The sequence below is a fragment of the Nocardiopsis listeri genome, from assembly GCF_020741345.1.
Taxonomy (GTDB): domain Bacteria; phylum Actinomycetota; class Actinomycetes; order Streptosporangiales; family Streptosporangiaceae; genus Nocardiopsis; species Nocardiopsis listeri_A.
In genome coordinates, this window is record NZ_DYZD01000352.1 from 1 (window position 1) to 26922 (window position 26922).

At 70.4% G+C, this 26922-nt stretch carries 24 protein-coding genes; 7 read left to right on the forward strand and 17 right to left on the reverse strand.

Annotated features, from left to right (window positions below; genetic code table 11):
* From K8V84_RS18725 to K8V84_RS18785, 13 genes are all read right to left on the reverse strand, one after another.
* A partial coding sequence (locus K8V84_RS18725; protein WP_304076673.1) for a TatD family hydrolase occupies positions 1-440 on the reverse strand: 440 nt, incomplete at its 3' end.
* A complete protein-coding gene (locus K8V84_RS18730; RefSeq protein ID WP_304076676.1) occupies positions 441-1097 on the reverse strand; it encodes an EboA domain-containing protein in 657 nt (218 codons plus the stop codon). It abuts the gene before it with no gap.
* Complete coding sequence (locus K8V84_RS18735) at positions 1094-1942, reverse strand: sugar phosphate isomerase/epimerase (protein WP_304076679.1); 849 nt, start codon at positions 1940-1942, stop codon at positions 1094-1096. The genes K8V84_RS18730 and K8V84_RS18735 overlap by 4 nt, the downstream gene beginning before the upstream one ends.
* The gene (locus tag K8V84_RS18740; RefSeq protein WP_304076682.1) at positions 1939-2820 is read right to left on the reverse strand and encodes an SCO3242 family prenyltransferase; all 882 of its coding nucleotides are present in this window, start codon (positions 2818-2820) and stop codon (positions 1939-1941) included. Before K8V84_RS18740 ends, K8V84_RS18735 begins: the two co-directional genes overlap by 4 nt.
* Positions 2817-3974, reverse strand: a complete 1158-nt coding sequence (locus tag K8V84_RS18745; RefSeq protein ID WP_304076684.1) for an inositol-3-phosphate synthase — start codon at positions 3972-3974, stop codon at positions 2817-2819. Before K8V84_RS18745 ends, K8V84_RS18740 begins: the two co-directional genes overlap by 4 nt.
* A 14-nt stretch (positions 3975-3988) precedes the next feature.
* Positions 3989-4732: a hypothetical protein gene (locus K8V84_RS18750; protein WP_304076686.1), complete on the reverse strand. Its 744-nt coding sequence runs from the start codon at positions 4730-4732 to the stop codon at positions 3989-3991.
* Positions 4733-4805: 73 nt separating this feature from the next.
* A complete protein-coding gene (locus K8V84_RS18755; protein WP_304076688.1) occupies positions 4806-8615 on the reverse strand; it encodes a ThuA domain-containing protein in 3810 nt (1269 codons plus the stop codon).
* Positions 8616-8805: 190 nt separating this feature from the next.
* Positions 8806-9690 (reverse strand): sugar phosphate isomerase/epimerase, encoded by an 885-nt coding sequence (locus K8V84_RS18760; RefSeq protein ID WP_304076689.1) that lies wholly within the window; start codon positions 9688-9690, stop codon positions 8806-8808.
* Positions 9691-10905, reverse strand: coding sequence for a substrate-binding domain-containing protein (locus K8V84_RS18765; protein ID WP_304076691.1), 1215 nt, complete (start codon positions 10903-10905; stop codon positions 9691-9693).
* Positions 10906-10910: 5 nt separating this feature from the next.
* A complete protein-coding gene (locus tag K8V84_RS18770; protein ID WP_304076693.1) occupies positions 10911-11954 on the reverse strand; it encodes an ABC transporter permease in 1044 nt (347 codons plus the stop codon).
* Positions 11951-13042 carry an ABC transporter permease gene (locus tag K8V84_RS18775; RefSeq protein WP_304076695.1) on the reverse strand — a complete coding sequence of 364 codons (1092 nt, stop codon included), beginning with the start codon at positions 13040-13042 and terminating at the stop codon, positions 11951-11953. The genes K8V84_RS18770 and K8V84_RS18775 overlap by 4 nt, the downstream gene beginning before the upstream one ends.
* Complete coding sequence (locus K8V84_RS18780) at positions 13039-14553, reverse strand: sugar ABC transporter ATP-binding protein (RefSeq protein ID WP_304076698.1); 1515 nt, start codon at positions 14551-14553, stop codon at positions 13039-13041. Before K8V84_RS18780 ends, K8V84_RS18775 begins: the two co-directional genes overlap by 4 nt.
* Complete coding sequence (locus K8V84_RS18785; protein WP_304076728.1) at positions 14550-15707, reverse strand: Gfo/Idh/MocA family protein; 1158 nt, start codon at positions 15705-15707, stop codon at positions 14550-14552. The genes K8V84_RS18780 and K8V84_RS18785 overlap by 4 nt, the downstream gene beginning before the upstream one ends.
* Positions 15708-15822: 115 nt before the next feature.
* On the opposite strand from K8V84_RS18785, the gene K8V84_RS18790 reads away from it, so the two are divergent.
* Positions 15823-17007 carry an ROK family transcriptional regulator gene (locus K8V84_RS18790; protein WP_304076701.1) on the forward strand — a complete coding sequence of 395 codons (1185 nt, stop codon included), beginning with the start codon at positions 15823-15825 and terminating at the stop codon, positions 17005-17007.
* On the opposite strand, the gene K8V84_RS18795 is transcribed toward K8V84_RS18790, so the two are convergent.
* The gene (locus tag K8V84_RS18795; protein ID WP_304076704.1) at positions 16994-18421 is read right to left on the reverse strand and encodes a DUF6177 family protein; all 1428 of its coding nucleotides are present in this window, start codon (positions 18419-18421) and stop codon (positions 16994-16996) included. The two genes, K8V84_RS18790 and K8V84_RS18795, sit on opposite strands and share 14 nt — an antisense overlap.
* 156 nt (positions 18422-18577) lie before the next feature.
* Complete coding sequence (locus K8V84_RS18800; RefSeq protein ID WP_304076706.1) at positions 18578-19201, reverse strand: DUF6069 family protein; 624 nt, start codon at positions 19199-19201, stop codon at positions 18578-18580.
* Between the two features lie 90 nt (positions 19202-19291).
* Between K8V84_RS18800 and alr the strand changes: the two genes are divergently transcribed.
* The 6 genes from alr (at position 19292) to K8V84_RS18830 (ending at position 24227) form a co-directional block, all read left to right on the forward strand.
* A complete protein-coding gene (alr, locus tag K8V84_RS18805) occupies positions 19292-20419 on the forward strand; it encodes an alanine racemase (protein WP_304076709.1) in 1128 nt (375 codons plus the stop codon).
* A 116-nt stretch (positions 20420-20535) separates the two neighbouring features.
* Positions 20536-21048, forward strand: a complete 513-nt coding sequence (gene tsaE / locus K8V84_RS18810) for a tRNA (adenosine(37)-N6)-threonylcarbamoyltransferase complex ATPase subunit type 1 TsaE (RefSeq protein ID WP_304076712.1) — start codon at positions 20536-20538, stop codon at positions 21046-21048.
* A gap of 11 nt (positions 21049-21059) precedes the next feature.
* Positions 21060-21731, forward strand: a complete 672-nt coding sequence (gene tsaB, locus K8V84_RS18815; protein WP_304076713.1) for a tRNA (adenosine(37)-N6)-threonylcarbamoyltransferase complex dimerization subunit type 1 TsaB — start codon at positions 21060-21062, stop codon at positions 21729-21731.
* Between the two features lie 23 nt (positions 21732-21754).
* Complete coding sequence (gene rimI, locus K8V84_RS18820; RefSeq protein WP_304076716.1) at positions 21755-22195, forward strand: ribosomal protein S18-alanine N-acetyltransferase; 441 nt, start codon at positions 21755-21757, stop codon at positions 22193-22195.
* Positions 22188-23219, forward strand: coding sequence for a tRNA (adenosine(37)-N6)-threonylcarbamoyltransferase complex transferase subunit TsaD (gene tsaD, locus K8V84_RS18825; protein ID WP_304076717.1), 1032 nt, complete (start codon positions 22188-22190; stop codon positions 23217-23219). Before rimI ends, tsaD begins: the two co-directional genes overlap by 8 nt.
* 51 nt (positions 23220-23270) lie before the next feature.
* Entirely contained in the window at positions 23271-24227 is a 957-nt protein-coding gene (locus K8V84_RS18830) for a zinc-binding dehydrogenase (RefSeq protein ID WP_304076720.1), read from the forward strand.
* A 68-nt stretch (positions 24228-24295) separates the two neighbouring features.
* Here the strand turns inward: K8V84_RS18830 and K8V84_RS18835 are convergent, their stop codons facing one another.
* Both K8V84_RS18835 and K8V84_RS18840 read right to left on the reverse strand, forming a co-directional pair.
* Positions 24296-24682, reverse strand: a complete 387-nt coding sequence (locus K8V84_RS18835; RefSeq protein WP_304076723.1) for an aegerolysin family protein — start codon at positions 24680-24682, stop codon at positions 24296-24298.
* A gap of 362 nt (positions 24683-25044) precedes the next feature.
* A partial coding sequence (locus tag K8V84_RS18840; RefSeq protein WP_304076725.1) for a hypothetical protein occupies positions 25045-26922 on the reverse strand: 1878 nt, incomplete at its 5' end.

A 26922-nucleotide genomic window follows, 5' to 3' on the forward strand; every position in this document is an offset into this window, starting at 1 on the left:
CGCGTCCCCTCGGCCTTGTCCCGGTGCGGAGTGTGCACCAGTACCGGCAGTTCGAACTCCTTGGCCAGTTCCAGCTGCCGGCGGAAGACCTTCTCCTCCTCCGGGGTGCGCGAGTCGAAGCCGACCTCACCGACCGCCACCACGCCGTCCTTGGCCAGGTAACGGGGGAGGATGTCGAGCACACCGGACAGCCGGGGGTCGTTGGCCTCCTTGGGGTTGAGCGCGATGGTGCAGTGGTGGGCGATCCCGAATTGGGCGGCGCGGAAGCGCTCCCAACCGATGAGCCCGTCGAAGTAGTCGCGGAAGGAACCGACGCCGGTGCGCGGCTGTCCCGTCCAGAACGCGGGTTCCACCAGTGCTCGCACCCCCGCGTCGTACATCGCCCGATAGTCGGTGGTGGTGCGCGAGGTCATGTGGACGTGCGGTTCGAAGATGCGCATTCAGCCCTCCTGCGGCCGTTCGTGGAAGGGGTGCTCGGGGAAACGGTCCAGCACCAGCCGGGCGTCGGCCGGTACCGCTCGGCCCGCGGCGGAGCGTTCGTGGGCGAAGTCCGCGCACATACGGGCCAGTTCGAGGTCGGCGCGGGTGTCCAGCCCCGCCACCAACCGCAGCGGCACCCCGACGAACAGGCACTTGAGCACGGTCTGTCGCCAGGCGTGGTCGTCCAGCAGGGATTGGGCGCAGCTCGCGGCCGCGGCGGCGACCAGCCGGGTGTCGTTGGTGCGCAGGGCGTCGGCGAGGAGGTCCCGAACGGTCCCCGCGACCTCGGGCACCGTGCCCTCCAACAGGTGGAGGCCGTGCAGCACCGCACGTTTCTCGTCGGCGTCGCCGTATCCGTACAGGTCGGTGATCTCCGTGGCCGCGTCCGTCGGAGACAGGGCCCCCACCACAGTCCGCACCAGTTCGATCCGGGCCAGATCCTCCAACGTCGGCCCGAGCGTTCCGGTGGGGTCGCCGGAGGGACCGGGCCCGCGGGCCACCCGTCGCCCCACCGCGGGGAAGAGGACGGCGACGCGGGAGGGCCGATCCGCCACTTGGGCGCACAGGGCCTCCAGCACCGATCGGGCCTTGTCGTCCAACAGCTCCAACGCGCTCACGCCGCCTCCCTCTCGACCCTGGCCCAGGCCGCGTCCAAGGCGCGCTTGGACCTCTGCGCGACCACCGGGGCGGCGTGACCGTGCCGGGGCAGCTCCACCGACGCCAGACCGGTGTACCCCACCCGACGCAGGGAGCCCAGGACCCCGGGCAGGTCGATCTCGCCGTCCCCGAACTCCAGGTGGTCGTGTACGTGGGGGCGCATGTCGTCCAGCTGCACGTTGGCGATCAGGACACCCGCCCGCTCGACCGCGCCCTCGGGGCCGTCGGGTTCGTTGCACACACCGTGACCCACGTCGAGGGTCACCCGCAGCCGCTCGGGGTCGCCGAGCCTGCGCCGCAGTTCCAGGACGTCCGCCAACCGTTCGGCGAACATGCCCGGTTCCGGTTCGAAGGCGCAGTCCACCTCCAACCGGTCCGCGACGACCAGGACCTTCTCCACCTCCGAGGTGAGCCGGTCCCACCCTTGGTCGGCGGTTGCGCCCTCGGGCAGGATCCCGGACCAGAAGGACACCGCCTCGGCCCCCAGGTCGTCGGCGATGCGCACCGCGCGTTTGAGCAGGTCGACACGGACGTCCCGGCCGGTGTCGGAGACCAGGGTGGGCTCGTGCTTGCGCCGGGGATCCAGTAGGTAGCGGGCGCCGGTCTCGATCACCGGCACCAGGCCCAAGGAGTCCAGCCGGCGACCGATCGCCTTCACCCGGGCCTTGACGTCCAGGGAGAAGGGGTCCAGGTGCGGGTGGTCCAGGGTCAGGCCGACCCCCTCGTAGCCGAGGTCGGCGATGATCGCGAGCGCGTCGTCGATCCGGTGGTCCCAGAACCCGTTGGTGCCGTATCCGAACCTCATGTCACCGCCACCCTTCGCGAAGCACGGGAGACCACGGGGGCTCCCACCGCCAGCGCGCAGGCCGGTACGGGTGCGCCATAGCGGGACAGCAGCGCGGCCTGGAGTGGAATCATGCCGCGGATGCCCACACCGGTCGCCTCCCGCGCGTGTTCGGCCGTGGGATCGGTCAGCGCCCGCCACTGGGCGAGACCGACGGTGCCGGCATAGACCCCCGCGAACATCCCGGCGATCACCTCGCCCGCCGCGCCGCGCGGGGAACCGGATCCCTCCCGCCCAGGAAGGGCCGCCACCACGGACCCGGCCAAGGTGCAGGCCAACGAGCCCGCGGCGACCTCCGGGCGTGTCCCGTGCACCTCGCCCCGGCTCAGCGCCGTCACACCCAGGGTGTGCACGGCCATCGCCACGGCCGGTCGCACCGCCCGCCCGGGCCGGTCACCGGCGCCGAGCAGAACGTCCAGACCGCGGGCCGTCGCCATCCCCAACGGCGACAGGCGGGTGCGCTTGAGCACCAGGTCGTAGGTCCACACCGTCGCGGCCAGGGCGGAGGCGACCAGTGCCGTCCGCCGCCCGCCGGTCAGCGCGGCCACCCCCACACCCGCCACCGTGAGACCGGACGCGACCGCCAAGGCCTCGCCCGGAGCCACCGCACCGGAGGGGATGGGGCGTTCGGGGCGTTCGACCGCGTCCAACCCACGGTCGGCGTAGTCGTTGAGGGCCATCCCGGCCCAGTACAGGCACACCGAGGACAGGGGCAGTGCCCACGTGCGAGGTTCGCGCAGTCGCCCGGCGGCGGCCGCTCCGGTCAGGGCGTCGCCCAGGACGGAGAGCGCGGCGGGCAGGCGTACGAGACGGACCAACGATCGGACCCTCACGTTCATCTGCGACCACCCCCGTCCCCGGCGCACCAGGCCGTCAGGGTCCGCCACTGCTCGGAGAGCCCGTGCACGTCGCTCGCGGCAGGGTCCTTGAAGAAGAAACCCAGCTCCGGCACCGGGCCGACCCGGCCGGTCCGGTGCGCGTGCGCGGTCAGCCGGGCCAGATCCAGCACCAACGGGGCGGCGAGAGCCGAGTCGTACCCCGACCAGGTGAACTGCAGGGTCATCCGGGCGCCCAGGAACCCCTCGAAGGACACGTGGTCCCAGGCGGTCTTGGTGTCGCCCAGGTCGGGCACGTAGTCGATGTGCAGCGGCCCGTCCACCGGGTGCCCCAGCAGGTGCTCCAGGCCACGCGTCTTGGACGAGGACTTGTTGTCGTTGCTCTCGGGGTCGTCCAGGGTGCGCCCGTCCCCGCCGCCCAACAGGTTGGTGGACGACCACGAACGCACCCGCAGAGCGCGGGCCGCGAACATGGGCGCCAGCGCGCTCTTGACCAGGGTCTCCCCGGTCTTGCCGTCCGAACCGGCCCACGGCAGCCCCAGCCGTTCCGCCAGGGTCGCCAGAGCGGGTGGCCGCGGTCCCGCGTTGGGGGTGAACTCCACGAAGGAGCAGCCCGCCCGCAGGGCCGCGTACGCGTAGACCGAGCTCGCCGGAACCCGGGCGGTCCCCGCGTCCAAGGCCGCCTCCAGGAGGTCGGGGTCGTCGAGCTCGGGGCTCGGTCTCGGGGTCGGTTCGGTGCTGGACACGTCCACGACCACCACCCGCTCCAGCGACTCCGCTTCGGCGAACGCCCGGATGTCCTCCTCCAGGGCGTCCGCGTGGCGGCGGGAGTACCCCTCGGAGCGCGGCTCCAGCCCCTTGCGGATCCGCCGATCCACCTCGCCCAGTTCCTCGGCGAACGCCTCGGGCAGATGCGGCGGCAACACCCCCGACCTGGCCAACGGCTCCGCGCTCTTGACCAGGTGGGTGCCGCGGACGTCGTGACCGGCGAACACCAGGTCACCGATGCCGGGCAGGTCCGCGTCGGCGAACTCGGGGCGCTCGGTGACGCACCCGATCGGCTCGGCGGCTGCGGCCCGGACGGCCAGGGCACCGAGGACGGCCGTGGTGGCGACCGATCCGCGCGCCCCGACCGACCACACTCCGATTCGTGTCATACGGATCTCCCCTGTCAGTGGTCTTGGTGTCCGGGCGCGCCGTCGACGGCCTCGTCGCCGTCCTCGGCCTCGTCGGGTTCCAACGCGCCGCTGCCCGGGGACAGGTGGATGTGGCCGTGACCGGCGTCGATGCTGATCACGTCCAGTTGGGTGGCGGCCACCGACCACGCGCGGACCGCCTGATCGCGCAGATCGACGGTGAGTTCGAGGAGCTCGGCGCTCTGTTCCTCGTCGGCGGCGACGGCGACGTCGAGGGCGTCCAAGGTGGAGCCGAGCACGTCCACGGAGCCGCGCAGACCCGCGTGGGTGACGTTGAAGCCGGTCTCGCCGGACTCGGCGTGGTCCAGGTGGGCGCGGGCGTTGTCGGTGGTCCGGCTCCAGTCGGCGATGGTGTCGGAGTCGGGGAGGTCCCCGGCGGAGTCCGACCCCTCCTCGGGCAGCGCCTCGTCCAGGGACTCCAGGACGGGCACGAGTTCCTCGTGCGCGGCGCGGGTGTGCTCGATGAGCTCCGCCACCTGGTCGACGTGGCGATCGGCCGCGGAGGCCTCCAGTTCGGCGACGCGGGCCGGGTCCGGGGCGACGGTGCCGTCACCGCCTTCGATGACCGTGACCACCACCGCGACGAGGGCGCCCACGAGCAGGACGGACCCGCCGGTCAACCACCACGTGAGGCGGCCGGCGTCGCGGGTCACCACCTTCTCGGTCGTGTCGGGACCGGCCGAGCCCCGATCGTCCCGCTGGTGCTTCCGGGTGCTCAACTGGCACCTCCTGTCCTGGCGCTGGTCGGCTGGGGGAGCGGCGGGGCCGACACCGGCCCCGCCGCGGGTGGTGCTAATCGATGTCGGAGACCCGGACGTCGCGGAACCACACCGTGTCGTCGTCACCGTGGTTTTGCAGACCGACGTGTCCCGCGGACAGGTCACGGTCGGGATCGGTGCTCTCGAACTCGTTGACCGACTCGCCGTTGATCCGGATCCGGATGTAGGGGGCCTCGACCTCGATCTCCATCGAGTTCCACTCGCCGACGACCTCCGGGTGGGAGGTGGCCGCCTGGAACTCGTAGACGGCGCCCGTCCGGTTGATGGGGTCGCCCTCCGGCGCGCCGAACGGGTCGATCTGGATCTCGTAGCCCTCGTCGACGGCGACCCACGGGTCGTCGCCGGGCTCGGGGAAGCCGACGAAGACGCCGGAGTTGTCGGTCTCCTCGTGGGTCAGGTAGTCGAGCTTCAACCGGTAGGAGTCCAGCTCCGTCTCGTGCCAGAGCAGCCCCATGCCGCCCGACGACTCGAGCACGCAGCCCTCGTCGGTCTCGACGACGTCGAAGCCGCCCGGGCCGGCCATGTTCCAGCCCTCCAACGACTCGCCGTCCCACAGGGCGGTGTGGCCGTCGTCGACGTTCGGCGGCTCGCAGCCCTCCGGTTCGGGCTCCGGTTCGGGCTCCGGGTCCCCTTCGTCGTGGTCGGCGTCCACGTCGAAGTAGTTGAGGTTGAACAGGTTCTCGTCCGCGCCGGCGTCCGCATTGGCGAAGACCAGGAACAGCTCCATCGTGCCGCCCGGGTCGGTGACGTCCATGGTGACGTCGGTCCACTCCTGCCAGCCGCCGGTGGGTTCGACGTCGACGGAGCCGACCGGTTCGCCGTCGGGGGAACCCGCGCGGGCCTCGATGGCGCCGCCCGCACCCCCGGAGGCCACACGGAATTCGATCTGTTCGACCCCGTGCAGGTTGACCGGGTCGTAGGCGACCCAGCTGCCGTCGAAGACGCCGCCGACGTTGCGCAGACCGCCCTCGGGGTCCTCGGTGGCCTCGGTGACGACGTTCTCGCTGTCGGTGAAGTACTGCGCCTGCATCCGGGACGGGTTGAGTTTGACCCCGTCGCTACCGGTCAGGGCCGGGACATCGTCTCCGCCCCCGTCCGTGTACTCGGCCTGGAGCACCCAGAAGATGTTCATGTCGTGGCCGTGACCGCCGTCGGTCCCGGTCTCGCTGACGCCCTCGCAGCCGTCGTACTGGGTCCAGGGGTGGGCGTGGGTGTCGTGGCCGAGAGAGGAGGTGACCTCCACGTCGGCGCAGTCGACGCCGTCCCCGACCGTGCCGTCCTCGGCGTCCTCCACGGACACCTCGAACGGGATCTCGTCGCCCCAGTCGAAGAACTGACCGTCCAGGGGCGTCTGGAACGCGACCTCGGGCGCGGTGTTGCCCGCGGTGATCGACACCGTGGCCGTACCCGTCCGCCCCTCCTCGTCCGTCACGGTGAGGGAGACGTTGTAGCGTCCGCCCTCCTCGAAGATGTGGGTCGGGGAGACCTCGGTCGAGCCGGTCCCATCACCGAAGTTCCACTCGTGGTCGAAGGCGAGACCGCCGGGGTGGAAGGACTCCTCACCGGAGAACTCCACGGTCAGCGGCGCGGCGCCGGAGGTGGTGTCGGTGTCGATGCGGGCCACCGGGCTGTCCCCGGAACCCACGTAGTCGATACGGGAGATCGCCGAGTCCTCGGCGCCGCCGAACCAGCCCGAGCCGTACTCCAGCACGTACAGGGCCCCGTCCGGGCCGAACTCCATGTCCATGGGGTTGGCCAGGTCGATGTCCGGAACGGTCTCGGTGATGTCGAGGACGCCGCCCTCGTCGTCGAGGTGGACCTGCTTGATCCACTGGCGGCTCCACTCGTACAACAGCGGAACGCCGTCGTAGTACTCGGGCCACTTGTTGTCCGACTCCAGCTCGGGGTCGAATTCGTAGGCGGGGCCGCCCATCGGGGCGCCGCCGCCCGTGCCCAGGTGCGGGAACTCCTCGGACTCGTCGTAGGAGTACCAGATCGCCGCGGGGGTGATCGGGGGAGTCTCCTCCAGACCGGTGTTGCGCGGAGAGTCGTTGACCGGCGCGTCGCAGTCGAACGGCTCGCCCGAGGTCCCCTCGCCGAAGTCGTGGTCGACGTAGGGGGAGTTGTTCCCGATGCAGTACGGCCAGCCGATGTTGACCGGTTCGGTGATGTGGTGCCACGTCACCGTGTTCTCCGGCCCACGATCGGGGTCGGCCTCGGGGGCGTCCGGCCCGTAGTCGGCCAGGTAGACGCTGCCGTCCTCCTGGTCGACGCTGAACCGGAACGGATTGCGCAGACCCATCGCGAGGATCTCGGGGCGGGTGAGTTCGCCGTCGGATGACTCCGGCGGGAACATGTTGCCCTCGGGGATGTCGTAGCCTCCGTCCTCGTTCACCGAGACACGAAGCAGTTTGCCGCGCAGGTCGTTGGTGTTGCCCGAGCTGCGCTGGGCGTCGAAGGCCGGGTTGCGGGTCTCGCGCTCGTCGTGCGGGCTGTACCCGTCGGAGCCGAACGCGCTGGTGTCGTCGCCGGTGGACAACAGCAGGTTGCCGTCCGGGTCGAAGTCGATGTCGCCACCGACGTGGCAGCACATGCCGCGGGTGGTCCCGACCTCCAGGATCACCTGCTCGCTCTCCAGGTCCAGGCTCGGTTCCTCACCGTCCACGAACCGGAACCGCGACAGGTTGTTGTGCGCTTCGTAGGGTTCGAAGTCCTCCGCTTCGCCGTCCTCGGGGGCGGCTCCGGACGGGACGCCGTCCAGGACGGGCGCGTAGTACAGGTACACCCACCCGTTCTCCTCGAAGTCCGGGTCCAGGGCCACGCCCTGCAGTCCGTCCTCGTCGTGGTCGTAGACGGGCACGTCCGCCAGCGTGGCGGTGCTGTAGGTGTCCGGAGACCACAGGGACACCTGCCCGTTGCGGGAGGTGTGCATGACCCGGCCGTCCGGAAGGACCGCCATGCCCATGGGTTCGCCGACGTTCTCCTCGCCCTGGGCGAGCGTCACCTTCTCGAAGTTGTCCCACTGCGTGGCGCCGCAGTCGCCCTCGGCCTGGCCTGCGGCCCACCGCAGACCGCCCAACAGGTGGTCGGAGAACTCCGGTTCGGCGTAGGACTCGATGGTGTGCCCGCCGCCGGTGTACCAGGACCGGCCGCCGTCGTAGACCTGACACCAGGCGATCGGGTGGTCGAAGCCCATCTGGCCGGCGGGGTCGGCCTGGTCCTCGTAAGAGGCCTCGTTCAGGCCGGCGAGGACGTGCACGTCACCGCGTGGGCTGACGTCGAAGTCGTACCACTCGTCGTGCCGCTCCCAACTCGCCGGGAGCGTGTCGGTGGAGGGGTGGGCCCGGTCGTTGACCATGACCTCGGCGTCCTGGGTGCCGGGCGGGTGGCTGGAGAAGTACGCGCCGACCAGTTCGCCGTACCACTCCCAGTCGTAGTGGGTGTCGGAGGCGGAGTGGACGCCGACGTAGCCGCCGCCCTCCTGGACGTAGTTCTCGAAGGCGGCCTGCTGGTCCTCGTTCAGGACGTCGCCGGTGGTGGACAGCCAGACGACCACGTCGAAGCGGGCCAGGTCCTCGTCGTTGAAGACCTCGGCGTCCTCGGTGTGCTCGGTCTCGAAGCCGTGTTCCTCGGCGAGGGCCTCGTAGAGGGCGATGCCGTGCGGGATGGAGTCGTGTCGGAAACCGGTGGTCTTGGAGAAGACGAGCGCGCTGAACGTGTCCTGTTCGGCCTCGTCGGCCTGGGCCGGGACCGACGTCAGGCCGAGGGCCAGGGCGACGGCCGCGGCCGTCGCGGCGAGTGCTCGTAGGGGTCTGCTGATCACGGATTACCTCACCTGGGGGTGGGGGGTCGATGAGTCCGTGCGGCGTGCCGGCGCCGACGGCAGGGACGATCTCGCGGTCACGGTGGACCGGGCCGGTCGAGGACCGGTGCCGGTCGCGGTGCGGGCGCGAACCGTTCGGGGTGTTCCTGCTATCGCGTTCGGAAGCGGGGAGTGGTCGCCTCATCGTGTGTCAGTACACGGCGGCTCCTTTCGACGGGGGCAGGGAGGTCGTGAGCGAGCGGAGGAAGGCCAGGCCGTCGACAGCGATCGCGTCCTGGGAGACGGCCAGGGGCCGCCACACGGACGCGGCCGTGGCGATGGACTCATTGTCGGCAGTGAACGACTCGATGACCAGGGGGCCAAAGTAACCGGATTCGCCCAAGTTGTGCACGATGCGTGACCAGTCCAGATGGTCGGCTCCGGGCGTCCCCCGGTCGTTCGCGCAGACCTGGACGTGATGGATCCGGCCGGCGGCGCGGGTGATCGCGTCAGCCACATCCCGCTCCTCGATGTTCATGTGGTAGAGGTCCAGCGCCAGCCCGCAGTGCTCCGCGGGCAGGTCGGCGAGGACCTCCAAGGCCTGGTCGACGGTGTTGAGCACGCTGGTCTCGTACCGGTTCAGCGGCTCCACGGCCACCCGAACCCCCGCGGCCGACGCGTGGTCGACCACGGGGGCGAGCGCATCGGTGAGTTCGGCGCGCAGCCCCGCCCGCTCTGACGGGGTCATGCGCCACGTACGTCCCACCGAGGCGTAGGCCGGGCCCGCGACGACGGTGGAACCGACCTCCGCCGCGGCGTCCACGACCCGTCTCAGGTAGTCCCGGGTCGCCTTCCTGGTGCCGGTGTCGGTCGCCACCAGCTCCCGACCGGGTCCCATGACCAGCACGACGCTCGCGTCCAGACCCAGGTCCTCCAGGAGGACGCGGGCACGCCGGGGGTCCCAGTCGCCGATGTCCTCCACCGGCAGCTCCAGCAGGTCGAACCCCCAGCCGGCGGCGCGGGGCGCGATCCGTTCAAGCGCGGTGTCGGTCAGTGGAGACGTCCACACCCAGGTGTTGACCCCCAGCGCGCGCATCTAGCGGTCCACCCACGCCTCGGGGAAGCCCGGTAGGTCCTCGCCGCCGAACTTCGCGTAGTGCAGGGACGGCATGTCGGAGTTGCGGTCCAGGTAGTCGTCGAGCTCGTCCTCGCGGATCGGGTCCTGCGGCAGGATCCACTCGGCCGGAACCTCCTCGCCGGCCAGGACCATGCCCGCGGCGACCACCGGGGTGCGCCACTGGAAGTTGGAGTACACCGGCGCGATCGCGGTCAGCCCCTCCTCGTCCCACTTGCGCATGAAGCTCAGCTCGTCCTCACCGGCGATCACCGGGTAGGGCCGGCCGGCGTCCTCGAAGGCCTCCAGGCCCGCCACGGCGCCGTCACCGGCGTCCATCCAGATGCCGTCGACCTCACCGCGCTGCAGGTGCTGGGAGACCAGGTCCTTGATCTGGGCGCCATCGCCCTCGGTGAACTCGAAACCGAGCAGGTCCAGCTCGCTGTCGGCGAAGATCTCCTGGGCGGCCGCCCATCGGTGCTCCAGCACGTCGACGCCGGGCAGGATGCGCAGTGCCAGGACGGTCGAACCCGGCTCCAGGTTCTCCACCAGGAAGTCGGCCGCGTCCGCGCCGTAGGCGTAACCACCGATCGGGTGGATGAACGTGACCATGCAGTCGCTGTTCACTCCACGGTCGAAGACGACGACCGGAACACCGCTCTCACAGGCGGTCTCCACCGCCGGAGTGAGGGTGGCGGTGGTGGAGGGGGAGATGATGATCGCGTCGCAGTCCCCCGAGTCCACGAAGGCCTGGATGTCGGAGATCTGCTGGTTGTCGTCGTCGGCCGCGTCGGAGCTGTCGAAGCCACCGATCCGGCCCTCCTCGACCAGCGCTTCGACCTGCTGCTCCATGGTGATGGAGCCGGTCACGCGCCAGGGGTTGGACACCGAGGCGTTGGAGAAGCACAGGTGTGCGTCCTGCGGGTCGTCGATGGCGAAGTCGGAGGTGTCGACCCACTCGGGTTCGATCGCCTGCATCCAGGGCTCGTCGGCCGGGCCCTCGGGTTCGATGTCGCGCTGGGCGAGCTGGGCGTCGAACTCGGCCCGGTCGAACCACTCGGCGTCCGGGGACGGATCGCCGCCGTTCTCGCCCTCGGCCGTTCCTTCGTCCGGGTTCTCGGGTGCGTCGGTCGTACAGGCGCTGAGTACCAGTGTCAGGCCGGCCGCGCCGGCGAGGAGTACGCGGGATGCGCGCATGGGGGTTACCTCCTGGAAGAGTCGAGCTGCCGCTCGTTCGGGGGGTCCGGTCGCCTTCGCGGACGAGTCGGTGGACGCGGGTCGCCGCGACGGGACGCGTAGGCCACCGCCGCGATGATGATGAGCCCCTGGGCCGTCGGCTGGATGGTCGACGGCAGGTACAGCTGGTTGAACAGGGTGAAGAGCGCCTCGATGGTGAGGGCTCCGAGCACGGCGGCCACGACGGTTCCGCGACCACCGCCCAACACCACGCCGCCCAGGACGACGGCGGTGATGGCGGTGAACTCCAGTCCCTCTCCGACCTGGGCGGTCACCCCGGCGAATCCGCCGATCAGGACGGCCGCCACGGTGGCCATGAGGGAGGATCCGACGAAGGCCAGCGTGCGCACCCGCCACACCCGGACCCCGGAGAAGGCGGCGGCGGTGTCGTTGTCACCGGTCGCCATGAGGGAACGCCCGAAGGGCGAACGCATGAGGAGGACCGCCCCGACCGTGAGCAGCGCGGCGATGACCAACGCCCACGGGAGCTGACCGATCACCGGGACACCGTCCAGACCGTGCCGGCCGAACACACGGAAGGCCTCGGACAAGGCCCCGGTGGGCGCGCCTCCCGTCCAGTAGCGCACGGCGCCGAACAGGATCAGCATCGTGCCGAGGGTGGTGATGATCGACGGGACCTTCAGCAGGGTGGTGACCAGGCCGTTGACCAGGCCCACCGACAGACCGAAGAGCAGCATCAGCCCGATCACCGGGTAGGTCATCGCCTCCTCGCCGTCGATCAGGCGCGCGGCGATCACCACCTGTGCGCCGACCAGCGAACCCACCGACAGGTCGAACTCACCGGAGACGATCACCAGGTACTGGCCGATCGCCAGGACGACCAGCGGGGCCGCCTTCTTCGCGAACGCCATGAGCGGCGGACCCTCGAAGAACGACGGGTTCTGGGTGGCGATGACCACGAAGATCAGCACCAGCAGTACGGACACCGTCCCGGTGCCGCCGCGCAGGGCGGTCAGGAAGCGGGTGCGGGTGGTCGTCGGCTCGGTCATCGGACACCTCCCCGGACCACGGGTTCCGTCTCCGGCGGCGGTGGTGTCGGCGGATCCGGGGGACCGGCCGCCGAGGGCGGGGCGCCGCCGGAGGGGAAACGGAGGCGGACGGCGGTCCGGGCGTGCTGTCCGCGGGCGTAGATGGCCACGGCGGCGATGACGATGGTGCCGCGCAGCACGTCCTTGACGAACGGGTCGACGGACAGGGTGTTGAAGACCGTGTCGAGGGTGGCGAGGATGAACACGCCCGCGACGGTCCCGGCGACGCCGCCGCGCCCGCCCAACAGGTACGTCCCGCCGAGCACGACCGCGGCGATGGCCTCCAGCTCGTAGCCGTTGCCGTACACCAGCGTGTTGCCGGTACCGAAGCGCGAGGCCAACAGCAGACCGGCGACGCCTGCCGTCATGGAGCACAGCACGTGAGCGACGATCACCGGCGGCTCGGGGCGGATCCCGGACAGGCGTGCCACCTCGGCGTCGCCGCCCACGGCGTACATGTGGAAACCCGTCCGGGTGCGACGCAGGAACAGGATCGCGGCCACGGCCAGCGCCAGCATCACCATCGTGGAGATCGGCAGGACGCCGACCCGGGAGAGGCCGAACAACTGGAACTCGGCCGGGATCGACCCGCCCGGGCCCTGGAAACGGGTGTCAAGGTATCCCTTGACGATCAGTCCCATTCCCAGGGTGGTGATGAACGGGTTGACCCTCAGTTTGGTGATGACGAGCCCGTTGACCAGGCCGATCAGCGCGGCCAGGCCCAGGGTGGCCCCGACGCCGAGGACGATGCGGGAGGGGTCTCCCGCCATCGTGATCGCGGCGACCATGGTGGACAGCGCCGCCACGTACCCCACCGACAGGTCGAGGGAACGGCACAGGATCACCAGGGTCTGCCCGATGGCGAGGAACCCCAGCAGGCTGGAACGGGTGAACAGGTCGACCGTGTTGGCGGCGGTGAACAGGTTGCCGCCGCGGAGGGCCACGAACAGGGCGCCGACCACCAGCACGATCACCAGGGCGACGTAGACCGGGCCGGTGGTGCCGGTGCGGGCGCGCAGGTTCCTCGAAGCGGAGACGACTCGGGTCACGGGGCGGCCTCCTCGCGGTGGGCGGAGGCACCGGTGGCCAGGGCCATCACGGTCTCCTCGCTGGAACCGCCCGGAAGTGCACCGGCGACCCGGCCGTCGTCGAGCACGACGAGACGGTCGGACATCCCGATGAGCTCGGGCAGTTCGGAGGATATGAGCAGGATCGCCACCCCGGCGGCGGCGAGTTCGCGCATCAGGGCGTACACGGCCTGTTTGGCGCCCACGTCGATCCCGCGCGTGGGTTCGTCCAAGACCATGACGCCGGGGTCGGTGGCCAGCCACTTGGCCAGCACCACCTTCTGTTGGTTGCCGCCGGACAGGTAACGGACCTCCTGCGCGTGGCCGCCGCGGGCGACCAGTTCCAGGGAGGAGAGGATGCCCGGAATGCGTAGGGCGCGTCGTCCCGAACCGAACGGCAGCACGGCGTCGAGCACCAGACGGGCGTTGGCCAGGACGGACCGGTCGAGCAGCAGCCCCTGGCTCTTGCGGTCCTCGGTGACCAACGCCAGGCCGGCACGGACCGCCTGCCGGGGCGAACGCGGGTCGATCCGACGTCCGTCGACGTGAACCTCGCCGCGGGTGAACCGGTCGACGCCGAACAACCCGTGGGCGATCTCGGTGCGGCCGCTGCCCTGGAGCCCGGCCAGCCCGACGATCTCGCCGCCGCGCACCTCCAGGTCGATTCCGTCCAGTCGTGTGTTCCCCGCGCCGGACACCGACAGGCGCACCTCGCCCACGTGTTCGCCGTGGGGTTCGAGGGGGTCGGGGAAGACCGAGGAGACCGGTCGCCCCACCATCTTGCGGACCAGTTCCGCGGGGCGGATGTCGTCGGCCGCCATCGTGTCCACCAGGTGACCGTCCTTGAGCACGGTGATGGTGTCGGCCAGGTCGAAGATCTCCTTCAACCGGTGCGAGACGTAGAGGATGCCCACGCCGCGCTCACGCAGCCGGGCGATGATCCGGTAGAGGACCTCGACCTCGTGGTCCGCCAACGCGGCGGTCGGCTCGTCCATCGAGATGACGCGTGCGTCGTGGGAGAGGGCCTTGACGATCTCCACCACCTGCTGTTCGGCCACCGACAGGTGCCGCACCTTCGACCAGGGGGCGATGCCCGCCAACCCGAGGTCGTCCAGGAGCGCGGCGGTGGCGCTCTCCATCGCCCGGTCGTCCACCATCCCCCTGGTGCGGGTCTCCCGACCGAGGAACACGTTCTGCGCGACCGTGCGCTCCGGGAGCAGGTTGAACTCCTGGAAGACGGTGGAGACCCCGGCGCGCCGGGCCTTGACGGGGTGCTCGAAGGAGACCTCCGCGCCGTCGAGTTCGATCCGGCCGGTGTCGGCCCGGTGCACCCCCGCCAGCACCTTCATGAGGGTGGACTTGCCCGCGCCGTTCTCCCCGACCAGCGCGTGCAGTTCGCCGGCGTGCAGGTCCAGGTCGACCCCGTGCAGGACCCGCACGCCCAGGAAGGACTTGCCGATATCGGTCATCCTGAGCAGGGGTGCTCCGGTCATACCGGTTCCACCCCTTCTACGGAGGGAACGTCGACCCAGCGGCGTTCCGCCGCCGAGAGCAGCACGGACTCGGCGATCGAGGCCGCGCGCAGACCGTCGGCGAACATCGGAAGGCCGTCCGGTTCCTCCCCGGCGATCGCCGCCCCGGTGTCGTGGACCAGCGCGTTGAAACAGTCCTGGTAGCCCTGTGGGTGGCCGACGGGCAGCGCGACCAGACGCGCTGCCTGGGGGCTGAGCTCGGGGTCGTCCCGGGAGATGATCCCGGTACGGCCGCGCCCGCCCTCCCACAGGGTCTCGGGGCGTTCCTGGTCGAAGCGCAGCGACCCTTTCGTCCCGGAGACCTCCAGCACCAGCCGGTTCTTCCGGCCCGGGGAGACCTGGCTGATCACGGCGTTGCCCACGGCCCCGCCCTCGGTGGCGAACTGGAAGGACACCAGGTCCTCCGTGGTGACGGGCCTGCCGCCGTTCTCCCCGCGGGTGTCGGTGATCCTGGAGGTCCGGGCGCTGACCTCGGCGATGCGGTCGCCGGTGACGAATTCGAGCATGTCGCACCAGTGCGAGCCGATGTCTCCGAAGGCCCTGGTGGGCCCGCCGAGCTCGGGGTCGACCCGCCAGTTGCTCTCCTCGGGGTGGAGCAGCCAGTCCTGTAGGTAGCCGCCATGGGCCAGGCCGACGCGGCCGATGGAACCGGAGGCCACGCGTGCGCGGGCCTCACGGGCCATGGGGTGGAAGCGGTAGACGAAGGGCACCACGGCGACCCGGCCCGCCTCGGTGGCGGCACGGGTGAGCTCGCGGGCGGTGTCGGTGTCGGTGGCCAGGGGCTTCTCGCACACCACGTGCTTTCCGGCGGCCAGGGCGGCCAGGGAGAGCGGAGCGTGCAGGTGGTTGGGGGTGCACACGTGCACCACGTCCACATCGGGGCTGTGGATGAGGTCGAGGGCGTCGGCGTGGGATCGGGCGATGCCGTGCGCGGCGCGGAACCGTTCCGCCTTGGCGTGGGAGGACCCGGCGACCCCGACCACCTCGCCGCCGTTGGCGCGAACGGCGTGGGAGTGGACCCGTCCCATGAAGCCGGTTCCGACGACCGCCGCTCGGTAGGCCTGGGGGATGGCCGGTCCGGACGAGGGGGCGTCCGAACTTGTGACCTTCTTCACTGACATGTCTGGGACGTTACGTCGGACTTATGTCGACGGTCAAGCAGAAGTTGCCGGATCTGGACAAATTAGTTGGCTGACAGGAAATCAATAGATCCTGTGATTCACTGTTTCCATGACGGAAGACGCGCTCACCACGGCCGCGCCCGGCGCCGGGACCCTGCTCCGGCTGCTGCGCGACGGCCGCCCCCGCACCCGTTCCGAACTGGCCTCCGTCACCGGGTTGGCCCGCTCCACGGTCACCCAGCGAGTCGACGCGCTCCTGGCCAGTGGACTCATCGGACCCGCGGGCGAAGCGGTCTCCACCGGAGGGCGACCGCCCACGACCTTCTCGTTCCGCCCCGAGGCACGGGTGGTCCTCGCAGCGGACCTCGGCGCGACCCACGCGCGCCTGGCCCTCACCGACATGTCCGGCACCGTCCTGGCCGAGGACCGCGCCGACCTCGACATCGCCCTGGGACCGGAGCCCGTACTGGACTGGGTCGTGGAACACGGCCTCGCCCTGCTGGACACCGCAGGACGGGAGGCCGACGAACTCCTGGGCGTGGGCATCGGTCTGCCCGGCCCGGTCGAACACTCCACTGGGCGGGCCGTCAACCCGCCGATCATGCCCGGCTGGGACGACTTCGACGTCGCCGGACACGTCAACGCCTCGATCCGACGACCCGTGCTGGTCGACAACGACGTCAACATCATGGCCCTGGGCGAACACCACGTCGCCTGGCCCGGCGCCGGGCACCTGATGTTCGTCAAGGTCGCCACCGGCATCGGCTGCGGCATCATCAGCGAGGGCCGCGTCTACCGCGGAGCCCAAGGCGCCGCCGGCGACATGGGGCACATCCACGTCCCCAACGGCGAACAACGGCCCTGCCGTTGCGGCAACACCGGTTGTCTGGAGGCGGTCGCCAGCGGACACGCCCTCGCCGAGGCCCTCACCCGCGCGGGGGTCCCCGCCACGGGCGCGCGCGAGGTGGTGGAACTGTCCCGGAACGGGTCCGTCCCCGCCCTGCGCGCCCTGCGTCAGGCGGGCCGCGACATCGGTGAGGTCCTGGCCGCCGCGGTCAACATGTTCAACCCGTCCGTGATCGTCATCGGCGGCGCGCTGGCCCTGGCCGGCGACCACCTCCTCGCCGGTGCCCGCGAGATCATCTACCAGCGGTCACTTCCGCTGGCCACCGAGAACCTCGGCATCGTCTCCTCCAAGGCCGGAGAGAGCGCCGGCGTCATCGGCGCGGCCGTGATGGTCATCGACCACTGTCTCAGCGCCCGTCACGCCCAGACCCTGGTCATGGGCGCCTGACGGTCGCAGGGGTCCCGCCCCGAGGGCCCGCGGGACGCATGTGTCGCATCAGCGACCGGAACCGCTTCCACGCGTGCGGCTCCACCCCGTCCCCGATCCGGTACCAGACCACCGGGGTCATCGGCGGGCCGAACGCCTCGCCCCGCACAGGGGCGGCCAGCGCGCTCGCCTTGCCCACCGCCATCACGCCCTCGGCGCCCACGGCCAGACCCACAGGGATGGGCACGCCCGCCCAGCGCGGTGGCTGGACCAGGTCGGCACGACCCATCGCGCGTCGCACGGTCATGGACCGCAGCCCGTCACGCTCGGCCAGCTCCCGCACCAGCGGCTCCAGAGCCTCCAGGTCCGGGTCGCCCTCCGTGGCGACCGTGAAACGCGCGCTCTCGCGCACCCCGGAGGTGGTCGGGGAGACCCGCCAACGCCCACCGAACACGGGTTCGGCTCCGTGCGGACCGTGGAAGAGCGCAGTGGTCTCACCGGGGGCCCGACCCCGGGCCAGGGCGGTGAGGTCGGCGGTGTCCCACGCACGGGAGAGAGGTTCGGCCACGCCCCACACCGAGGGCGGGGCGCCGCCGAGCCGTTCGGCGAGCAGTTCCACCACCCCTCCCAGCTCCAGTGAGTCGGAGGCCGGATGGTCCATCTGCAGGTCCACGTGCAGGTGGGAGCCGGTTACGTGCTCCTGCCGTGCTCGAAAGTCCGGATGGGGGCCGTCCGCGGTCCGCGCCTGAGGGTCGGGGACGTAGCCCACGTCGCCCCGCCACACCAGCGGGAGACCGTTGAAACCGTCGTAGTGGTGCCCGTCGTCGGTACGCACCACCCAGGTGGCGTTCGGGTCGCCCAGGAGTCCGCGCAGGGCGTGCGTGAGCACACTGTCGGAGGGGGTGACCAACTGCAGCCCGAGGCCCTCACGCCCGTACCGGGCCAGAGCGTCCACCAACCAGCCGGACAGCGACACGACCGGGCGGTCCTGCACCAGCACCGCGTTCTTCTCGGTCACCGCGTTCACCGCGGGATGGTCGGTGCCCCCGAGCAGGTGGGGTTCTCGCGAGAGCCGAGACTCCGGCTCCCACACCACCCCGCCATGCCTCTCGACCAGGGCCTCGGCGAAACGGCGGGCCAACGCGAGCGTGTCCAGGTCCTGCAGTTCGGTGCCCCGCGCCTCCACCCACAGCGGCTGCGCGGGAAGTTCGTCGGTCGGTCCCCGGCCCAGCAGGCGGTCGGCCTCGGACGAGGTGGCCAGCCTCTGCCCGGACTGCACGGCGAGCACCAATCGCCCGGAGTCCTCGCGCAGCTCCACCACGGTGCCCTCGGCCACCAACCGGATTCGCAACGCCGGATCGGCCGCGGCCAGGGCCTCCAGCAACGAACGACGGCCGGGGCTCCGCGCCAACAGTGCGATCACGTCACGACTCAACGGAGGGCTCCTCCACGGGGGTTCAGGGCGATCCATACGCTATCGGCCCCTGCCCGGCCACCCGGGGGCATGGGCGCACGAAAGGGGGGCGGGACCTGGTCACCAGGTCCCGCCCCGTTCTTCGTCCCGTCTTCGTCTCGTCGCCGGGGTGTTCGGTCAGACATCTCGGCGAGCACGCTCTTCCTCCGCCTTTTGAAGCTCGGCTCGGGCACGTGCCTCGTCGTACTCGGCGTCCTCTTCCATCGCGCGGTAGCGCGCGGGGTCGTAGTCGCGCTGGTTCACGTCGGGCAGGACGCCCTCGTGTCGAAGGGCCCGACCGGGACGCTCGTCGGGGGTGGCCGGAACCCGGCTGATGATGGCGCTGCGGCCCACACCGCGCAGCAGCGAGGCGATGGCGATACCGCAGATCAGGTTGACCAGGCCGGTGAAGACCTGGCTGGAGAGTTCCGCGCCCTGGGTGAAGGGCGTGAAGGCCGCGATGGCCGTGGCCAGACCGATGATCCAGCCGAAGAACGAGAGCGCTCGCGGCGCCGAGAGCAACAGCATGTGCAGCAGGGCGGTCGCGATCAGAGCGACCAGACCCGCCATCAGTGCGTAGCCCACCGTCCCCGCGTCACCCAGGTATCCGGCGTCCTCCGGTGCCAGGACCGGGATGCCGAAGACTCCGCGGACGACCAGGGTCCCCGCGAAGATCACCAGTGCGGCGACCACCGCGGTGGCCAGGCCACCCGACCAGAGCCGGCTGACATTGACGGCTCGTTCACTTCCGTTTTCATTCATACCGATATCCCTGGAATAGGGCCGTAAGTCGGTCGTAGCCCACATACCCGCAGCTCCATGACGGTAACCGGAGCGTGGAACACTGTGGGTATGGCTCCTTTCGCGCACGCTCGCGTCAACGTCGACGCGATCACCTCGAACGCCCGCCTGCTCCGTGAGCGGGCCGGTGGCACACCGCTCATGGGAGTGGTCAAGGCCGACGGCTACGGGCACGGCATGTTGCCCGCCGCCCGGGCCCTCATCGCGGGCGGTGCGTCCTGGCTGGGCACCGCGCTGATCAAAGAGGGTCTGCAACTGCGTCGGGCGGGCATCACTGTCCCGGTCATGTCCTGGATCATCCCGCCGGGCGAGCCGGTGGGGGAGGCCATCGAGGCCGACATCGACCTGGGCGTCAGCGACCGGGCCGTGCTGGACGAGGTGATCGCCGAGGCCCGACGTCTGGGGCGGACCGCCCGCGTCCAGCTCAAGACCGACACCGGGCTCAACCGCGGTGGCGTGTCCCCGCAGGATTGGGAGTCGGTGGTCGAGGCCGCCGCCCGTGCCGAGGACGAGGGATTCGTCAAGGTCACCGGGGTGTGGTCGCACTTCGCCTGCGCCGACGAGATCGGGCACCCCTCGATCCGCGCGCAGCTGGACGTGTTCCACGGGTCCCTCGACATCGCCGAGAAGGCGGGGTTGGAGCCGCAGGTCCGGCACATCGCCAACTCGGCCGCGCTGCTGACCCTGCCCGAGGCCCGATTCGACCTCGTCCGCGGCGGAATCGCGAGTTATGGACTATGCCCGATTCCAGATTTCGACGTGCCCGGATTGCGGCCCGCGATGACCCTCGAATCCAAGGTCGCCCTCACCAAGCGGGTCCCCGCCGGCAGTGGTGTCTCCTACGGCCACCGTTATCTCACCGAACACGAGACCTCCCTGGCACTCGTGCCTCTGGGCTACGCCGACGGCGTCCCCCGGGCCGCCACCAACAAGGGTCCGGTGCTCCTCGGAGGACGTCGCCGCACCATCGCGGGAACAGTCTGCATGGACCAGTTCGTTGTCGATGTCGAGAACGACCCCGTGGCCCCGGGCGAGTACGCGGTACTGTTCGGCGACCCGTACGAGCACCCGGACGTCCCCACCGCGCAGGACTGGGCAGAGGTCCTGGACACCATCCCGTACGAGATCGTCACGCGGATCGGTGTGCGCGTGCCCCGCGAGTACGTCGGCGGCTCGTGACCCACTCGCCGAAATCGGTCACCAGTACCTCCCATCCCGCCTAACCTGGGTGAAGAGGGAAATCCGGCGTGCCCCACGGCCGACCGAAACCACAACCGGAACCAGCTGCGAGCTCGATGACCAACACCACAGCCACCACCGACGGCGTGCCTCACGTCCACGCGGTCACCGCCGCCACCGACGACGCCATGCGAGCCCTCGGCCGTGACCTCGCCGCGCTCACCCGCCCCGGAGACCTGCTCATCCTCTCCGGGCCGCTGGGCGCGGGCAAGACCACCTTCACCCAGGGCCTGGGCCAGGGCCTGGACGTACGAGGATCGGTCACCTCGCCCACCTTCGTCATCTCCCGGATCCACCCCTCCCTGAGCGGCGGACCCGCCCTCGTGCACGTGGACGCCTACCGGCTCGGCGGCTCCGACGAGATCGACGACATCGACCTGGACATGACCCTCCCGGAGTCCGTCACCGTCGTGGAGTGGGGCGAGGGCGTGGCCGAAGGGCTGGCCGACGACCGGCTCGAGATCCGGATCGAACGCCACCCCGACGACACCCGCACCGTCCACCTGCGCCCGGTCGGCGCCCGGTGGACCGACATCGAACTGCCCGGCACCACGGCCGGGCGCGGATAGGCGGAACACCCGTGTTGCTCCTGGCCTTCGACACCGCCACCTCGGCGGTCACCGCAGCCGTCGGCGAGACCGACGACGCCGGCGCCTTCACCCTCCGCGCGAGCGCGAGTTCGGTGGACGCCCGACGGCACGGTGAGCTCCTCACCCCCACGGTGCTGGGTGTGCTCACCGAGTCCGGGCTCGAACCGGCCGATCTCGACCACGTCGCGGTGGGCATCGGTCCCGGCCCCTACACCGGCCTTCGGGTCGGTCTGGCCACCGGGCACGCCCTCGCCGACGCGCTCGGGGTCCCCTGCCACGGGGTGACCACCCTGGACGCCCTGGCCTTCGCGACCAAGCGCACCGAACCCTTCCTCGCGATGACCGACGCCCGCCGCAAGGAGGTGTTCTGGGCGCACTACGACGACCACCTCACCCGCGTGGGCGAGGTGCGCGTCGACCGGCCCGCCGAGATCGACACCGAGGGGCTGCCCCTGGTCGGTGACGGCGCGCGCATGTACACCGAGGCGCTCGGCTCCTCGGCCGCGGAACCCCACCTTCCGGACGCCGCCGCCATGGCCGAACTCGCCCTGCTGCGCCTGCACCGCGGGGAGCGGCTGCCCGAACCCGATCCCCTCTACCTGCGCCGGCCCGACGCCGTCGAACCGGGCGCGCCGAAGAAGGTCCGCCAGTGGGTGAAGTGACGGCCCGACCGACCCTGCGTCCCATGACCGGCGAAGACGTTCCCGCCGTCATGGCGCTGGAACGACGCCTGTTCCCGCTCGACGCCTGGAGCGAGGGCGTGCTCCGCGACGAAATCGCCGAGACCGCCACCCGCCACTACGTCGTGGCCGAGTCCGAGGGTGCTCTCGTCGGTTACGCCGGGCTGCGTTTCGTCCCGCCCGAGGGCGACGTGCAGACGATGGCCGTTGCCGAAGAGGCCTGGGGGAGGGGCGTCGGGCGGGCGCTGCTGACCGAACTCCTCGACCAGGGGGCGGCGCGCGGCGTCACCCACACGTTCCTGGAGGTGCGTTCGGACAACCCGCGCGCCCAAGACCTGTACCGACGTTTCGGTTTCGTCGAACTCGGCGTTCGACGCGGCTACTACAAGGGAGCGGACGCCATCGTCATGCGGCGCGTCGCTCAGGAGGGAACCACCCATGAGTGAGCCGTTGATCCTGGGGATCGAGACGTCCTGTGACGAGACCGGTGCGGCGTTGGTGCGCGGCTGCGAGCTGCTCGGCGACTCGGTGGCCTCCAGCGTCGACCAGCACGTGCGCTTCGGTGGAGTGGTGCCGGAGGTGGCCAGCCGCGCCCACCTGGAGGCCATGACCCCCACCGTGCGTCGTGCCCTGGACAACGCGGGGGTGTCCCTCTCCGACGTCGACGCGATCGCCGTCACCGCGGGCCCCGGCCTGGCCGGCGCCCTGCTGGTGGGGGTGTCCGCCGCCAAGGCCTACGCCATGGCGCTCGGCAAGCCGCTGTACGGAGTCAACCACCTGGTCGGCCACGTGGCCGTGGACCAGCTGGAGCACGGACCGCTGCCCAAACCGTCCATCGCCCTGCTGGTCTCGGGTGGGCACACCTCGTTGTTGCTGGTCAACGACCTGGCCACCGACGTGGTCTCGCTCGGCGACACCGTCGACGACGCCGCAGGCGAGGCCTACGACAAGGTGGCCCGGCTACTGGAGCTGCCCTACCCGGGTGGACCGCCCATCGACCAGGCCGCCCAGCGCGGCAACCCCAAGGCGATCCGGTTCCCGCGCGGCAAGTGGGGCGATGGAACCTATGACTTCTCCTTCTCCGGGTTGAAGACCGCCGTGGCCCGTCACGTCGAGGACGCCGACCGTCGGGGCGAGCCCCTGGTGGTGGCCGACATCGCCGCGGCCTTCCAGGAGTCGGTCGTGGACGTGCTCACCCGCAAGGCCGTGGACGCCTGCATGGAGCACGGAGTGCGCACCCTGGTCATCAGCGGTGGCGTGGCGGCCAACTCGGCGTTGCGCGCCCTGGCCGAGCAGCGTTGCGCCGAGGCCGGGATCGAGCTGCGGGTGCCGCGACCCCGTCTGTGCACCGACAACGGAGCGATGATCGCCGCTTTGGGCGCCGAGGTGGTGAAGGCCGGCCTGCCGCCCTCGTCCCTGTCCCTGGCCACGGACACCTCACTGCCGGTGGGATCCCCACTGGCGGTGTGAGCCGCTACGTGGGGCCGGCCGCGGGTCCGGTCGGCGTGGTTGGGTACGGGTATGTTCGCCATCACCGCAGCACGCATCTCGTTCGACGATCCCGTCTCCGGCCTGGACGTCGGTGAGCGTCCCGACCCCGAACCCCGGGAGGGGTGGACGACCGTTCGGGTCAAGGCCGCCTCGCTCAACCACCACGACGTCTGGAGCCTGCGCGGGGTCGCCCTCAAGGAGGAACGGCTCCCGATGATCCTGGGCGGGGACGCCGCCGGGATCGACGAGGACGGCAACGAGGTCATCGTGCACGGCGTGGTGACCGAACCTCCCGTGCCCGGCAGATCGCCGCGCTTCTCCCTGCTGTCCGAGGTCCACGACGGCACCCTCGCCGAGAAGGTCCTGGTGCCGAAGGAGAACCTCCTCCCCAAACCAGCGGAGCTGTCCTTCGAGGAGGCCGCGTGCCTGCCCACGGCCTGGCTGACCGCCTACAGCATGTTGTTCGGCAAGGCGGACCTGCGGCCCGGGTCGACCGTGCTGGTGCAGGGCGCAGGCGGTGGGGTCTCCGGCGCGCTCATCACCCTGGCCGCGCGGGTGGGTCACCGGGTGTACGTGACCAGTAGGGACGAGACCAAACGCGCCAAGGCCATGGAACTGGGAGCCTACGCGGCGGTGCCCTCGGGGGAGCGTCTGCCGGAGAAGGTGGACGTGGTGTTCGACTCGGTGGGTCAGGCCACCTGGAAGCACTCCATCCTGTCCCTCAAGCCGGGTGGCGCCGTCATCACCTGTGGGGCCACCAGCGGTGACGCCCCGTCCGCCGAACTGACCAGGATGTTCTTCCTGCAGTTGCGCGTGCTGGGTTCGACGATGGGCACCAAGGAGGAGCTCCGGTCCCTGGTCGAGATGTGCGTGCGCACCGGCGTCCGGCCCCGGATCGACCGGGTGCTGCCGCTCAAGGACGCGAAGGAGGGGTTCCGGGCGATGGCCGAGGGCGACCTCTTCGGCAAGATCGTCCTGACCCCCTGACCCCGGAGAAGCGGGCCCCGACGGAGCGTGTCCGTCGGGGCCCGTCGTGTCGGCTGTGCTCATCTGGCTCAACGGCCGTCGACGACCTTCACGATGACGTCTTCGACCCTGCCGCTCCCCGCGAATCCCTCGATGGAGGCGGCGATGTCCTGGTGGGAGGTCTTGGTGGTGACCTTGTTGCTCGATCCTGCCGTCCAGGGCACGTCCCAGTAGATGGTCACGGTGGTCTCCGACTCGTCCCCGACCTGGTAGACCACGTAGCCCTCGGTGCCGGAGGCGGAGTTCGACCTGCCGCTGGAACGGAAGGCCAGGACGCTCTCCTTGGGCGGGACGTCGACCGGGTACTGGTTGGGCGGGTCCGTCCACTTCCCCCAGACCAGGTGTTCCGACTGGAACTTGAGGGTCTGGTTGGTCCGGTTGTTGATGTGACAGATCATTTGCAGGCTGTCGGCCATGACGCGCTCCTTTCGTTTTGCGAAATACGCGGTCGAGGTAATGGCGTAATGTTCCGCCATTGCTTTCGAGCGTAACAAGAAAGGCTTTGGTCGGGCAAGGTGGAAATGGCATGAACTTGCGCAACCCTGGCATCATAATAACTTGTTCCATTTCTTTTTCGGGTGAATTTCTCCATTTTCCCATAAGGGTCATTCTGGGAAGTTGTCTTTTCTATTAACATCCGTGTTCACCTGGGATGTCGGCCGGTAGTGGCGCGGGGCCAACGCCTCCCACCTCCGGGTCGCGCCGGAAAGAACACGAAAGGGGCCCGGAGCGATAGTGCTCCGGGCCCCGACTCGCATGCCGTGAGTCGAATGGCGGCCTAGTCGTCGTCCTCGTCGTTGCCGCGGCGCTTCTTCTTGCCGTCACGGCCCGGACGCAGAAGTGCTTCGGCCAGCGCCAGAACCGTCTCCTCCAAGGAGGAGAAACGCTTGGTGATGTCGTCGTGCGAGTTCTCCACCGCCTCGGTGACGGTCTCCTCGAACTCGTGCCGGTCGGGGCGCTGCTTGAGCTCGCGCAGGACCGGGTCCACCGCCGAGGTGACGTGCGCGTCGATCTCGTCGAGCTTGCCGGAGTGGTCCGGCTGCGGGCGCTCCACCAGCTCGGTCAGACGCCGGTGCAGCTCGCTGACCTCAAGGGTCTGCGGGAGCTGGTTGAGTCGCTGGTTGAGCGCCTCCAGACGGTCGTCGATGGCCTCCATCCGGCCGTCGACCCCCTCGAAGTGGCCGCTGACGCCCTCGAACTGGCCCTCGACACCGTTGACCCGGCCGTCGATGCCGTCCAGACGACCGTTGACGCCGTCCATCCGGCCGTCGACGCGGTCGATCTTGCCCTCGACGCTCTCGAAGCTGCCCTCGAAGTGCCCCTCGAAGGTGTCGAAGCGGTCGGTGAGCCGGCCCAGCTCGTGGTCGACCTTGCCGGTGATCTGCGACAGGTGGGTGTCCACCTTGCCGTTGATGGCCTCGCGGTGACGCTCCAGCCGCTCGTCGAGCGCGCTCCGGTGACTCTGGGTCTGCTCGGTGAGGGTTTCGGTGAGCGTCTGGTGGCGCTCCTCGGTCTCCGTGGTGAGCCGCTCGTGCGCCTCCTGGATGGAGGTGCGCAGCTCGGCCAGATCCGTGGCGGTCTTCTCGGTGTCCTGGGCGACCTTGGCGGCGAGGGCGTCGGCGCGCTCGGTGACGGACTCGCGCAGGCTCTCGGCGGTCGCCTCGGCGTGCTCGCGGGTCTCGGTCCGGCCCAGTTCGATCTGCTCGTCCAGCTCCGACAGCCGCTGACGCAGGTGCGTGCGAAGGTCGGTGAGGGAGGACTCGTGGTTCTCCCGCAGCTTGGTGAGGGTGCCGGTGAGGTCGGCGACGGCGGCGGTGGCCTCGGCGTGGTTCTCCTCGGCCTGGGTGCTGAGGTGGCCGACGCTCTCGGTGAACTTGCCGGCGAGGGCCTCGTGCCGTTCCTCGGAGGCCGTGGTGAGGGACTTGAGTCCCGCGGCCAGTTCCTCGTGACGCTCGCCCAGCTCACCGGTGTTCTCCTGCAGGCGGGCCAGCAGGGTCTCGTTCTGCTGCGAGGCGCTCTCCTCGACGAGGGTGCGCAGCTCGGCGGTGCGGTCGGCGAGGGTGGTGTTGAGCTCGGCGCGGCTCTCCCGGACCGCCTCGCGGGTCTGTTCGACCGCTTCGCCCAGGGCGTCCTTGCCCTCGGCGAACCTGCCGGCCAGCTCCTCGTGACGCTCACCGAGGGTGGTGTCCAGGGTGGCGATCGCGGTCTCGATGGCCTCGGTGCGCCCGTTGAGGGTCTCCAGGGCGGTGTCGAGGGCGTCCAGGCGGGTGCCGAAGCTCTCGCCCAGCGCGGTGACGCGCTCGCCGACCTCCACCACCTGCTCGGCGGTCCGGGTCCCGGTCTCGGCCATGCGCTGTAGACGGGTCAGCGCGGTGTCGAGGTGGCCGGCGATGCGGTGGGTGTCCGCCCGGAGGGAGGGCATGTCCGACAGGGGCTTGACCTGCTGGCCCAGAACCTCGATGTGCTCGGCGAGGGCCTCGGCCCACTCCGGCGGACGGGCCAGGAAGTCGTCGATCCGACCGTCGACCGCGGTGATCGACTCGGCGAGCGAGGTGAGCTCGCGTTCGCGCAGCTCGCGCAGCAGCCACTCCATGCCTTCGAGGCGCTGGCGCATCTCCTCGCTGACGGCCCCCTGGGACTTCTGCTCGGAGACGTG